Below are 13,739 nucleotides of genomic sequence, written 5' to 3'. Positions count from 1 at the left end.
TTAGAAATTCGCATTACGCGGTGCGCGTGGGAATGGAATGACCTCACGAATATTCTGTAAACCGGTGACATAGACGATTAAACGCTCAAAGCCTAAACCAAAGCCTGAGTGCGGCACGGTACCGTAACGACGTAAATCACGATACCACCAATAATCTTCAGGATTTAAGCCCATTTCTACCATGCGTTTGTCTAACACGTCCAAACGCTCCTCACGTTGTGAACCACCGATGATTTCACCGATTCCCGGGGCCAATACGTCCATTGCCGCTACGGTTTTACCGTCATCATTTAAACGCATATAGAACGCTTTAATGTCTTTCGGATAGTTTTTCACCACGACAGGAGATTTGAAATATTCCTCTGCAAGGAAACGTTCGTGTTCAGAAGAGAGGTCAATACCCCATTCAACCGGGAATTCAAAGTTTTTACCTGATTTGAGCAAGACTTCAATCGCATCGGTATAGTCAATTTGAGCGAAGTCTGAATTAATAAAGTTCTCTAAACGGCTGATGACCGTGTTATCAACATGTTTTTCAAAGAATTTTAAGTCATCTTTACGTTCTTCAAGTACTGCACGGAACACATATTTCAACATATCTTCAGCCAGTTTTGCATTATCCGCTAAGGTTGCAAACGCAAATTCAGGCTCAACCATCCAGAACTCGGCTAAGTGACGGGTTGTGTTTGAGTTTTCTGCACGGAATGTCGGACCGAACGTATAGACTTTGCTTAATGCACAGGCATAGGTTTCGCCGTTTAATTGACCGGATACGGTTAAGAAAGATTCACGACCGAAGAAATCCTGGCTGAAATCGACTTTACCGTCTTCACCACGCGGTAAGTTTTCTAAATCTAAGGTCGAAACACGGAACATTTCACCTGCACCTTCTGTATCTGATGCGGTAATTAACGGGGTTGCAACCCAGTAGAAACCTTGTTCGTGGAAGAAACGATGAATAGCTTGTGCTAAACAGTGGCGTACACGGGCAACGGCACCGATTAAGTTTGTGCGCGGGCGTAAGTGAGCCACTTCGCGTAAGTATTCAATAGAGTGGCGTTTGGCTGCCATCGGATAAGTATCAGGATCTTCAACCCAACCTACGACTTCAACAGATTTTGCTTGTAATTCGACCGCTTGTCCTTCGGCTGGCGATTCAACAATCACACCGGTTACAATCACAGAACAGCCTGCGGTTAAACGTAATACTTCATTTTCGTAGTTTGCAATATCGTTATTAATGATCGCTTGGATTGGGTCAAAACAAGAACCGTCGTACACGGCCAAAAAAGATAAACCTGCTTTGGAGTCGCGGCGGGTGCGCACCCAACCACGCACAGAAACTTCTTCGCCTACGGCAACTTTACCAGATAGGATGTCCGAAATTGTTGGAAATTGTGACATGATGTACCTCAAATTAATCATAGCTTTTCTTAGAAAAAACGTTCGGCATTCTACTAGAAAAGTGTAGTAAATATAAGGGAGGAATCGTTTTTTTTAGGATGAAACGACTAAAATAATTGGAATTTAAACTATGGAATTATTATCGACTGCAAATTCTTTTTATTAAAAAAAATGTTAAACTCTCGCCGTTTAATTTATTTTCAACAAAAATCAAAGGCGTTTTTATATGCAACCTGACCCGCATTTACCACGTGAATTTGCTGCGATTGACTTAGGATCAAATAGTTTTCATATGATTGTGGCACGTATTGTTAATGGAACTATTCAAATACTTTCCCGAATCAAGCGTCGTGTGCGTTTAGCTGACGGCTTAGATGAAAATCGAGTATTGAGTCAAGAAGCCATTGAGCGAGGTGTGGCATGTTTGGAATTATTCGCTAAACGTTTGAAAGGATTTGATCCTGATAATGTCAAAGTGGTTGGTACTTACACGTTACGTCGTGCGGTCAATAATGCGGACTTTTTAACGCAAGCTAAAAAAGTTTTTCCTTATTCGATCCAAATTATTACCGGTCAGGAAGAAGCACGTTTAATTTATTCCGGTGTCAGCCATACACAACCTGAGAAAGGGCGCAAGTTTGTGGTCGATATCGGCGGCGGTTCGACGGAAATGACTATTGGTGATGGTTTTAAACCGCTTATCGCACAAAGTCGCCACATGGGATGTGTAAGTTTTGCCAAACGCTATTTTCCACAGGGCGAATTAAACCGCACTTATTTTGATAGTGCTTATCAGGCAGCAATGGAAAAAATTGAAGATCTTGCTTGGGAATATCGTGAATTAGGCTGGCAACATGTATTGGGTTCTTCCGGTACCATTAAAACAGTAAGCAAAGTATTAATGGCTAACGGTTATCGTGACGGCGCAATTACTGAAGAACGTTTGCGAATTATTATTGATAAATGTTTGGAATTTAATTCGCTTAATGCAGTGGATATTAAAGGATTAATTGAAGAGCGTGCAGATATATTGGTGCCGGGATTGGCGATTTTACTTGCGTTATTTCATACCTTCCATATCCAAAGTATGCGTTATTCCGACGGGGCGTTACGTGAAGGTGTGATGTACGGTTGGGAAAAGAGCTTTCAAGTCGGTGATATTCGCCAACGTACGGCGGAGGCGTTGGCAGAGCAATTCAATATCGACCAGCAACAAGCCAATCGTGTGCGCGATACCGCGCTAAAATTATTTGACCAAGTTAAAATTTGGAAAAATAGGCAGCAAATCGGTGAATTGCGTTCTATTCTAAAGTGGGCGAGTTTATTGCATGAGGTTGGTATTTGTATCAATCATAAGGGAGTACAGCGCCATTCTGCGTATATTATTGCTAATCGTGATTTACCGGGCTTTGATTTTGAACAGCAAAATCTCTTGGCAATGTTAATGCGTCATCATATAAAGGGATTCAAGCGTAGCGATATTCGCGGTATAAATCGTTTTCAATATCGTGATGTATTAACATTATTGCGTTTATTTCGTCTAGCGGTATTGCTTAATCGTTCACGTCAGGCGACGGCGATTCCGGCTAATCTTTCTTTGATTATTGTGAATTTGGAGTGGACGCTTCAATTTGACTCCGATTTTTTAGCAAAAAATCCACTGATTTCAGCGGATTTAGATGAAGAAAAAAAGTTACTTTCGGAGCAAGATTTTTTATTAAAAATCATCTAACAACCACTTAAACACCTTGAAAACCACGCTAAAAGTGGTTTTTTTGTCTTCTTTTGAAAAAATTTTTGATCTACTTCTCATTTTTTTTGTTTATGTCTTGTTATTCCCGGCAGAAAACTTTAATCTATGGAGTATATCTTCTTTTAGTAATATTTTTTATGGAGCAAATAACTCATATCAAGATGTATGGGTTTCATTCTAGGGGGCTTTAATGTTATTAGGTGATTTATCCCGCGAAGATTACGCAAACTCACTACCTCCGGTTTTTGCCAGATTATGTGCAAAATTAAAAACTCTCGATCTCGTTAATCTTCCGTTAGGTTGGCAAGATTTGGAAGATGGAGTGAGAATGAATGTCATGGAGTTTGAAACAAGTCCGGCGGATGGGAAAAAAGCAGAATTACACCGTAAGTTTATTGATATTCAATTGTTAATTTCAGGTGAAGAGATGATTGAATACGGATTAAGTCAACCTAATCTTTCACAATATGATGAATATCGTGATGAAGATGACTACCAGCTTACACCGGCAATTGAACATAAAAATGAGTTAATGCTTTTCCCGAATATGTTTGCTATTTTTCTTCCGTACGAACCGCACAAACCTGGCAATTCCGTGAACTCTGATAAATTACTTAAAAAGCTTGTGGTTAAAGTGCCTGTGGAGCTACTAGGAGGCTAAGTATGTCTGCCCATGGAAAAATCCTTGATACGATAGGCGCATTACAAAACAGCCTAACTAAAACCGAGAAGAAAATTGCTAATGCAATTTTATCTCAGCCGGATCTGTTAAGCCAATGTTCGTTATCTGAAGTCGCACACCAATTAGATGTCGGCGAAGCGACTTTTATCCGTTTCTGTCGAACCTTAGGTTTTAAAGGTTACACGGATTTTAAATTGGATCTTGCTATCGAACTGGCCACTCAAGAAAAAGAGAGTAGTGTGCTATTGGATACCGATGTTGCTGAAACCGATACGCCGCGTGAAATTGCAATTAAGTTGCAGGCGACGTTAAGCAATGTGATTACCGAAACCATTAATTTACTTGATTTTCACGAGCTTGAAAAAGTTGTCGGAGAACTGCGCAAAGCGAAACGAATTTTTCTGTTTGGTGTGGGTTCATCAGGTGTAACGGCGGAGGATGCTAAACATAAACTGATGCGCATCGGCTTACAAACCGATGCAGTAACTAATAATCACTTTATGTATATGCAGGCGGCTTTGCTTAAAAAAGGAGATATGGTTATTGGTATCAGCCATTCCGGCTATTCTGAAGAAACCACCAAAGCATTACATATTGCCCGTGAAAATGAAGCGACAACCGTTGCGATTACGCATAATCTTCGTTCTCCGATTACGAATGCTGCGGATTACGTGCTTATTAACGGTAATCGACAAGGACATATGCAAGGTGATTCAATCGGTACCAAAATGACCCAATTATTTGTACTTGATTTAATTTACGCCTTGTTGGTAAAGGCCGATCCGGATAAAGCCATTCAACAAAAACAAAAAACATTAAATGTCATTTTGGAACAACGAATTAAATAATAACAAGCACTATGATTGACTAAAAAATTAGCAAATCATAGTGTTTACTTTCTTTGACTTACTTTTCTTAAGGAAAAACAGATGAAAAATTTAAAAGGTATTTTCAGTGCATTATTAGTCTCTTTTAATGCAGACGGCACAATCAACGAAAAAGGTTTACGCCAAATCGTTCGTTACAACATCGACAAAATGAAAGTTGATGGCTTGTATGTAGGTGGTTCAACCGGTGAAAACTTTATGCTTTCAACGGAAGAGAAAAAAGAGATCTTCCGTATCGCAAAAGATGAAGCGAAAGATGACATTGCATTAATCGCTCAAGTGGGTAGCGTGAACTTAAAAGAAGCGGTAGAACTTGGTAAATATGCAACAGAATTAGGCTATGACAGCTTATCTGCAGTAACACCGTTCTACTACAAATTCAGCTTCGCAGAAATTAAAAACTTCTACGAAACTATCATTCGTGAAACAGGTAACAAAATGATTGTTTATTCTATCCCATTCTTAACAGGGGTAAACATCGGTGTTTCACAATTTGCAGAACTGTTCCAAAATGAAAAAATCATTGGTGTGAAATTCACCGCAGGCGATTTCTATCTGTTAGAACGTTTACGCAAAGCATTCCCGAACCACTTAATCTATGCAGGTTTTGATGAGATGATGTTACCTGCAACGGTATTAGGTGTAGATGGTGCAATCGGCAGTACCTTCAATGTCAACGGTATCCGCGCACGTCAAATTTTTGAATTAGCACAACAAGGCAAAATCAAAGAAGCGCTTGAAATTCAAAATGTGACTAACGATTTAATCGAAGGTATTTTAGGTAACGGTTTATATCAAACTATCAAAGGTTTATTGGAAGAAGAAGGCGTACAAGCAGGTTACTGCCGTGAACCAATGACGAAAGAGTTGAATGCTCAACAAAAAGCGGTTGTAAAAGAATTAAAAGCGAAATATCTTTCTTAAGACATTTTTCATTTTATACATAAAAGCAGCGTTGTTCGCTGCTTTTTTATTGCTTACAAGCGGTCAGTTTCGCCCTATTTTTTGCAAATGTTATCGCAAAATCTATTGCGATTATTTACTTTAAGTAAAAAGATTTTTTCATGATAAATAGATTTTTTTCTGTTAAAAAAACGTTAAACTCTATAAATCATTCGTTTGAGCAACCATCGTTTTTAAGGAGTTATTATGAAAAAATTGCTATTTACCGCAGTATTAGCCGGTTTTGCAGCGAATGCAACAGCCGCGACCTATAAGATTGATCCATTTCATACCAATGCCCGTTTTGAAATTGACCATTTTGGAACCAGTTCCAATGTCGGTGGTTTTTATGGATTAAACGGCACTCTCGAATTTGACCCGAAAAAGCAAACCGGTAGCGTTGACTTGGTTATTCCGGTTAGCAGTTTGCAAAGTAGTAGTGCTGAATTTACGCAACATTTAAAATCAGCGGATTTATTAGATGAAGCTAAATCCCCTCAGATTCGTTTTGTTTCCAAAAATTTCAAATTTGACGGTGGCAAAGTGACAGACGTAACCGGTGAGCTAACTATTTTAGGTAAAACCCATCCGGTCACGTTGAAAGCGGATAAATTCAACTGTTATGACAGCCCAATGCTGAAAACAGAAGTCTGCGGAGGCGATTTCAGTACCACCATCGACAGAACGCTGTGGGGGGTAAATTATCTTGTTGATGTCGGAATGACAAAAGATGTGAAAATCAATATTCAGATTGAAGCCGGTAAACAATAATATTTTGATTTAATGAAATACAAGCGGTGAGTTTTAGCCATTAATTTGCAAATTTTCGTTTCAAACTCACCGCTTGTTGTTTAATTTAAGTGAATTTTAGGGTAATTGACAGCCATATTTCAAGCATCCACGGAGAGCGATACTGCCTCACGCACTTTTTAATCGGACTATTTTGGCTTCTTTGATGGGTAGACAGAGTACCGCAGCCAAACCGGCAAGTAGCATATCCGCATACCACATCCATTCATAGTTACCGTGTTGAGAAATGATTAAACCACCGAAATAGGCGCCAAAAAAGGCGCCGATTTGGTGGCTTAATAAAGTCAAACCGAACAAGGTAGCGAGATAACGTACACCGAATAGTTTGCCGACAGTCGCCGCAGTAGGCGGAACCGTACCAAGCCAAGTAAAACCAAGGCCAATAGCGAACAAATAAAATGTCATGGGCTCTTTTGGCGAGAGCAAATAGAGCGCAATTAACACGACTCGTGAACCATACATCCAAAATAAAATATATTTGCTACGCCAATGTCCGACACACCATCCGATAAATAAACTCCCGAATATATTAGATAAACCGATCAAAGCCAATGTCCAAGAAGCTACTTGAGCATGCATACCAAATAACTTGATTTCTGTCGGCAAATGAGTCACTAAGAAGGCGATATGGAAACCGCAAGTGAAAAAACCTAAATGTATCAATAAGTAACTTGGATTTTTAAAGGCGGATTTGACGGCTTGTGAAAGCGGTTGATCCGTTTGATGTGCCTGTTGAGCGCTTTGTATCGGCTGAGATGGTTTACTTCCGGCAAGCCAACGGGAAAGCGGAAGAACCAATAAACTGATCCCGGCTAAGATAAACATCGCCCCTTGCCAACCGATAAAAGGGGTTAAAATGAGAAATTGAATGAAGGGGGCAAAAATGAACTGTCCGAAAGAGTTACCGGCATTGATGATACCGGAAGCAACTCCGCGCATATCGGCTGCAACCCGATTATTGACAATACTCATTAAAATCGAAAAACTGCCAGCTCCAGTGCCAAATGCAATTAAGATCCCTAATGTGAGAATTAATCCCCAATCCGAAATCAACAACGGCATTGCAATACAGCCGATAACTAAAATCAATGTTCCCCAAAACAGTACCGGGTAAGGACCAAAACGATCGGATAACGCTCCGGATACCGGCTGCGCCACTCCCCACATTAATTGGCACGTCGCCATGGCTAAACTGATATTGGCAATGGTGAGTGTCGTAGTATTGAGTAGCGGTTGTACAAAAAGTCCTAATGACATGCGCAAACCGCCGGTTAACATAATGATGGAAGCGGCGGTAAAGGCGAGAAGCCACATCAGTTTTCGATTATTCAACATCGTTTTCCTTAAATCTGATCAGGAGTTTATTGAGCGGGTTGTTCGCTTTATAATAAAGGAACAAGCGGTCTGTTTGGACGTATTTTTTGCAAAATAACCGCGTGAACAGGCTAACGAGATATAATAATGTTGCATTCACGTCCATCATAAAATAGCTTAAATTAACCGCCTATTTTAGCTTTTCAATCACCCAATCTAACCCTGAATAGAAATCTTCCGTCAAATAAGGCTTGAGTTTTTGCAGGCTATCAACCATCACGGCTTTATCCGTATGGCATACATTGATATGCCCAAGTTTTCTACCTACACGGACTTCTTTACCATACCAATGCAACTGGCTGAATGGAATATCGAGCCATTCACTATTATGTTCGATCCCAATTAAATTCACCATTACGCTTGGAGCGATTGGTTTGAGCTCAGGGGTTGGTAAATCAAGTAATGCACGCAAATGTAATTCAAATTGACTGATTGAACAGCCCAACTGCGTCCAATGTCCGCTGTTATGTACTCGCGGTGCGAGTTCATTAATCAGCAGTTTTTCACCTACCACAAAGCATTCCATTGCCATCACGCCAACATAATTCAGTTCGTGCATAATCGCCGAAAGCATTTTTTCTGCTTGTTGTTGGAATATTTGCTGATGTGGTAGCGTAATATCCGCAACGCTGTAACGTAAAATGCCATTTTGTTGTAAATTATGAGTCACGGGGTAGAAACGGGTTTCACCATTACGGAATCTTGCACCAACTAAGGAGACTTCGCCGTCAAAGGGAATAAATTTTTCTGCAATCACTTCACCAAATAAGTCTGGGGTAATTTGCTCGACATTATCTTTAGTGACAATCCACTGTCCACGTCCGTCATAGCCCCCTGTACGACGTTTTACCACCACTTTTTCGCCAATGTTTTCAAAGACTTGTTGCCATTGCTCTGGGGAACTTAATAGCTGCCAAGGCGATGTAGAGAGATTTAGATGATCGAGCAGTGATTTTTGGGTAAAACGGTCGGCGAGTTGTCCAAAAACAGAAAGATTAACGAAGTTCTTGTGATTACTAAGTAGGGTAGTTAAAGGCGTTTCTGTCCAACGTTCGATTTCAGCGGTAATTAAGCTGTTTTCGGCAATATTAAAAACGGGATCGTCAAAAGCGAGCGGCTGAACCTCAATATCTAACGGCATACCGGCATAACGTAACATTCTGCCAAGTTGCCCGTTACCGAGAACATAAATTGGGGGATAGAGTGTGCTTTTTTGCATAGTTGCCTCAAATAATATGATATATGCCTATTACAAGCGGTCAGTTTTAGTTAAAAATTTGCAAAAAATGGCATTAAAGTGACCGCTTGTATGAATAAAAAAGCACAAGCGAAAGCGCTTGTGCGATCAAAACTAAAAGTATTCTGCCAACGGTTTTTCCAACGTTTGATTCAACAAAACCATTAACTTAATCCGTGCTTTTTGCCCGCTCAAACCTTGAGTGAAAATTACGCCTTGCTGTTTAAGCTGTTTACCGCCACCGAGATAGTCGTAAACGTCCTGTGTAATACCGTTAAAGGCACGGGAAACCAGCACCACAGGGATATTTGCATTTAATAGGGCGGAAATCCCCGCTAGACAAGATGGCGGTAAGTTTCCTGCCCCTAAGGCTTCAACTACTACGCCATCACAACGGCTTTGAGCCAGTTGTTCAAGCAGGAAGCTATCCATGCCGACATAGGCTTTGATGAGCTGAATGTTCGCTTTTTCTAAATGGTCAATCGGGAAGCGTTCGTAAGCGGTCAGATGTTGGAAATAAATTGCACGGTTTTTCGTGACTAAGCCACAAGGTCCAAAGGTTGGTGTTTGGAAGGTGGCAACGTTGGTGGTGTGGGTTTTGGTGACGAATTTGGCGTTGTGGATTTCATCATTCATTACCACCAATACGCCTTTATCACGGCTTTCTTCACTTAATGCCACCAAAATGGCACTTTGTAGGTTAATTAAACCGTCAGAGCCTAATTCGTTACTCGAACGCATTGCCCCGGTAATTGCAACGGGAACATTCACTTTCAAGGCTAAATCAAGGAAATAGGCGGTTTCTTCAAGTGTGTCTGTGCCGTGAGTAATCACGATGCCGTCAAACTGCTCATCAATTACGGCTTTTTCAATACGATCTTTTAATAACTGCCAATGCACCAATGTGATATGTGGCGACGGCACGTGCAATACGGCTTCTTGGAAAAGCTGTGCAGGGTGGTTGAGTTTTTCTAAGGCTGTTAACAACGGATTGTTGTCAGAAGGGGAGACTTTACCGTCTTCCCCTTCACTCATAGAGATCGTACCACCGGTATGTAAGATTAATAATTTTTTACTCATTTAAATACGTGGATCCGGATTATCTAATACTGTTTGGGTTTGTTGGCGACGGAATTGGTGAAGTTTTTTTGCCAATTCCGGATTAAACGCCGCTAAAATTTGAGCCGCTAATAACCCGGCATTGGCTGCGCCGGCAGGACCGATCGCAAGTGTTCCGACCGGAATACCTTTGGGCATTTGTACGATAGAATAAAGGCTATCTACGCCACTCAACATTGAGCTTTTAACCGGTACACCCAGCACCGGCACAATCGTTTTCGCCGCAATCATACCCGGCAGATGCGCCGCGCCACCGGCACCGGCAATAATCACTTTATAGCCGTTTTGTTCAGCGGTTTCGGCAAAGCTAAACAGTTTGTCCGGCGTTCGATGTGCGGAAACCACTTCAACATGGTAAGGCAAATCAAATTGTTCAAGAATTTGAACTGCCTCGGACATAGTAGACCAATCGCTTTTTGAGCCCATAACAATGGCAATCTCTGCTTTTTGTAACATTTTCATAACCTTTATATTTTGATAAAAATAGCCCGCGAAGGATATCATAAAAAGCAACCGATTACCTTAAATAATATAAGGTTGCCTTTAGTTGCACGTCGGATTTTATACCGAGTAAAAATGGACAAGATTGGCTGATTTTGTTATCTTGACTCCAAATTTATCTACAATTTTTCAACATATTTTATAAATTGATAAAATTTTCTTGAAAATCAAGTAGATATTAACAAATTAAACACAAAACTGCGTTGAAAGATAAATAAGTAAAAGGCTTTATTTTTGACTTTCCGCAAGTTTTGTGCTTTTTCTTGTATACTATTTCAGCAAACGATAAGGCGGAGTGTCGCCTTGTTTTTATCCACTCACATAAAAAAGGAAAAGACTATGTCAGATTTGTTAGCTCATGACGTAGATCCATTCGAAACGCAAGAATGGTTAGATTCAGTGAATTCTCTTGTTAAAGAAGAAGGTGCGGAGCGTGCACAATTTATTATTCAACAAGTGATGCAACATGCTCGCACTCAAGGCGTAAGCCTTCCGTCAGGTGTCTCGACGGATTATGTAAACACGATTCCGGTTTCAGAGCAGCCTGCCTATCCGGGTGATCATGCAATCGAACGTCGTATTCGCTCCGCTGTACGTTGGAATGCGATTGCAATGGTGTTACGTAGCCAGAAGAAAGATTTGGATCTTGGTGGACACATTTCAACCTTCCAATCTGCTGCAACCATGTATGAAGTATGTTTTAACCACTTCTTTAAAGCTGCAACGGATAAAGACGGTGGTGACTTAGTTTATTCTCAAGGTCATGCTGCGCCAGGTATCTATGCACGTTCTTTCCTAGAAGGTCGTTTAACTGCAGAGCAATTAGATAATTTCCGTCAAGAAGCTTTTGTCGATGGTTTATCTTCATATCCTCACCCTAAATTAATGCCTGAATATTGGCAATTCTCAACGGTATCAATGGGTTTAGGTCCGGTCAATGCGATTTATCAAGCGCGTTTTTTAAAATATTTAAATAATCGTGGTATTAAAGATACCTCCGGTCAAACCGTTTATGCTTTCTTAGGTGACGGTGAGATGGATGAGATCGAGTCTAAAGGTGCATTAACCGTTGCGGGTCGTGAGAAATTAGACAACTTGATTTTCGTTATTAGCTGTAACTTGCAACGTTTAGACGGCCCGGTAAACGGTAACGGTAAAATTGTTCAAGAGTTAGAGGGTTTATTTACCGGTGCCGGTTGGGAAGTGATCAAAGTCTTATGGGGCAGCAACTGGGATAAATTATTTGCCAAAGATACGTCGGGCAAATTAGCACAATTAATGATGGAAGTCGTTGACGGTGACTACTTAACCTTCAAATCTAAAGACGGCGCTTATGTGCGTGAACATTTCTTCGGTCGTTATCCTGAAACAGCGGCATTAGTTGCTGATATGACAGACGATGAGATTTGGAAATTACGCCGCGGTGCGCACGATTCAGAGAAAATGTACGCTGCCTTTGAACGTGCCAAACGTTCAAATAAACCGGTGGTTATCTTAGCTCACCAAGTAAAAGGCTATAAAATCCCTGAAGCGGAAAGTAAAAACACGGCTCACCAATCGAAAAAAATGTCATTAGATAGCTTAAAAGGCTTCCGTGACTATTTCCACTTACCATTAACGGACGAACAAGTAGAAAATTTAGAATATGTGACTTTCCCGGAAGGTTCAGAAGAGTACAACTACTTACACGGTCGCCGTAAAGAGTTAAACGGCTATTTACCGGCGCGTAAACCGAAATTTACCGTAGAGTATAAAGTTCCTGCATTGGAAGAGTTCCAAGCATTATTAGATGCACAACCGCGTGGCATTTCAACCACAATGGCATTCTCTCGTGTATTAAATATCTTATTAAAAGATAAAAATATCGGTCAAACCATCGTGCCAATCATTGCGGATGAAGCGCGTACCTTCGGTATGGAAGGTTTATTCCGTCAAATCGGTATTTATAACCCTCACGGTCAAAACTATGTGCCGTCAGACCGTGATTTAGTGGCTTACTACCGTGAAGCAACAGACGGTCAAGTGTTACAAGAGGGTATTAACGAGTTAGGTGCAACCGCATCTTGGGTTGCCGCAGCAACTTCATACTCCGTGAACAACCAACCGATGATCCCGTTCTTCATCTACTACTCCATGTTCGGCTTCCAACGTGTTGGCGATATGATGTGGTTAGCCGGTGACCAATTAGCTCGTGGCTTTATGATCGGTGGTACATCAGGTCGTACAACCTTAAACGGTGAGGGCTTACAACACGAAGACGGTCACAGCCATATTCAAGCCGGTGTTATCCCGAACTGTATCACTTACGATCCGGCATTTGCCTTTGAAGTTGCCGTTATCGTTCAAGACGGTATCAACCGTATGTACGGTGAGAAACAAGAAGATGTGTTCTATTACCTTACTACATTAAATGAAATTACCGAACAACCGGCAATGCCTACAGGTGCGGAAGAAGGTATTCGTAAAGGTTTATACAAATTTGAAACGGTTGAGGGTAAAGGTAAAGGCCACGTTCAATTGTTAAGTTCAGGTGCAATCATGCGTCATGTGCGTGAAGCGGCACAAATCCTTGCAAATGAATATGGTGTAACCGCAGATGTCTTCTCTGCACCTTCATTCAATGAATTAGCCCGTGAAGGTAACGATGCGGCACGTTGGAACTTCTTACACCCAACGGAAACACCTCGTGTTCCTTATGTCGCACAGGTATTAAAAGATTTACCGACCGTTGCATCAACTGACTATATGAAAGTCTATGCGGATCAAATCCGTGCATTCGTACCAAGCAAACACTATCAAGTGTTAGGTACGGACGGTTTCGGTCGTTCGGACAGTCGTGCAAATTTACGTGAACACTTCGAAGTTGATGAGCGTTATGTTGTGGTAGCGGCATTAACCCAATTAGCGAACGAAGGCACTATCGACAGAAAAGTCGTTGCAGATGCAATTGCGAAATTCGGTTTAAATGTAGATCGTATTAATCCGTTATACGCATAATCAATTATTTCCATGCAAAAGTAGGGACGCCAT

General features: G+C 41.0%; 11 protein-coding genes. 6 read left to right on the top strand and 5 right to left on the bottom strand.

Annotation, left to right across the window (positions count from 1 at the left end; translation table 11 throughout):
- On the bottom strand, window positions 1-1,404 hold the full coding sequence (gene asnS, locus ACEYJ7_RS01865; protein WP_373777324.1) for an asparagine--tRNA ligase: 1,404 nt from the start codon (window positions 1,402-1,404) through the stop codon (window positions 1-3).
- 226 nt (window positions 1,405-1,630) lie between these two features.
- Between asnS and ppx the strand changes: the two genes are divergently transcribed.
- The 5 genes from ppx (at window position 1,631) to ACEYJ7_RS01840 (ending at window position 6,439) form a co-directional block, all read left to right on the top strand.
- A complete protein-coding gene (gene ppx / locus ACEYJ7_RS01860; RefSeq protein ID WP_373777323.1) occupies window positions 1,631-3,136 on the top strand; it encodes an exopolyphosphatase in 1,506 nt (501 codons plus the stop codon).
- Window positions 3,137-3,347: 211 nt separating this feature from the next.
- A complete protein-coding gene (gene nanQ, locus ACEYJ7_RS01855; RefSeq protein WP_373777322.1) occupies window positions 3,348-3,818 on the top strand; it encodes an N-acetylneuraminate anomerase in 471 nt (156 codons plus the stop codon).
- Window positions 3,819-3,820: 2 nt separating this feature from the next.
- Complete coding sequence (locus tag ACEYJ7_RS01850; RefSeq protein WP_373777321.1) at window positions 3,821-4,687, top strand: MurR/RpiR family transcriptional regulator; 867 nt, start codon at window positions 3,821-3,823, stop codon at window positions 4,685-4,687.
- 81 nt (window positions 4,688-4,768) lie between these two features.
- A complete protein-coding gene (nanA, locus tag ACEYJ7_RS01845; RefSeq protein WP_373777320.1) occupies window positions 4,769-5,650 on the top strand; it encodes an N-acetylneuraminate lyase in 882 nt (293 codons plus the stop codon).
- A gap of 225 nt (window positions 5,651-5,875) precedes the next feature.
- On the top strand, window positions 5,876-6,439 hold the full coding sequence (locus ACEYJ7_RS01840; protein ID WP_373777319.1) for a YceI family protein: 564 nt from the start codon (window positions 5,876-5,878) through the stop codon (window positions 6,437-6,439).
- A gap of 147 nt (window positions 6,440-6,586) precedes the next feature.
- Here the strand turns inward: ACEYJ7_RS01840 and ACEYJ7_RS01835 are convergent, their stop codons facing one another.
- The 4 genes from ACEYJ7_RS01835 to purE form a co-directional block, all read right to left on the bottom strand.
- Window positions 6,587-7,813 carry an MFS transporter gene (locus ACEYJ7_RS01835; protein ID WP_373777318.1) on the bottom strand — a complete coding sequence of 409 codons (1,227 nt, stop codon included), beginning with the start codon at window positions 7,811-7,813 and terminating at the stop codon, window positions 6,587-6,589.
- Window positions 7,814-7,982: 169 nt separating this feature from the next.
- Entirely contained in the window at window positions 7,983-9,071 is a 1,089-nt protein-coding gene (gene purK / locus ACEYJ7_RS01830; protein ID WP_373777317.1) for a 5-(carboxyamino)imidazole ribonucleotide synthase, read from the bottom strand.
- A gap of 132 nt (window positions 9,072-9,203) precedes the next feature.
- Window positions 9,204-10,169: an asparaginase gene (locus ACEYJ7_RS01825; RefSeq protein WP_373777316.1), complete on the bottom strand. Its 966-nt coding sequence runs from the start codon at window positions 10,167-10,169 to the stop codon at window positions 9,204-9,206.
- Window positions 10,170-10,664, bottom strand: a complete 495-nt coding sequence (purE, locus tag ACEYJ7_RS01820) for a 5-(carboxyamino)imidazole ribonucleotide mutase (RefSeq protein WP_373777325.1) — start codon at window positions 10,662-10,664, stop codon at window positions 10,170-10,172.
- Window positions 10,665-11,048: 384 nt separating this feature from the next.
- Here purE and aceE point away from each other — a divergent pair, with 384 nt between their 5' ends.
- Complete coding sequence (gene aceE / locus ACEYJ7_RS01815; protein WP_373777315.1) at window positions 11,049-13,706, top strand: pyruvate dehydrogenase (acetyl-transferring), homodimeric type; 2,658 nt, start codon at window positions 11,049-11,051, stop codon at window positions 13,704-13,706.
- Window positions 13,707-13,739 lie beyond the last annotated feature (33 nt).

Origin of the sequence: Glaesserella sp., from assembly GCF_041814905.1 — a bacterium.
Classification (GTDB): Bacteria; Pseudomonadota; Gammaproteobacteria; order Enterobacterales; family Pasteurellaceae; genus Glaesserella.
The sequence above is the reverse complement of the archived record's forward strand: the minus strand, read 5'-3'. Positions and strand labels throughout refer to the sequence as shown.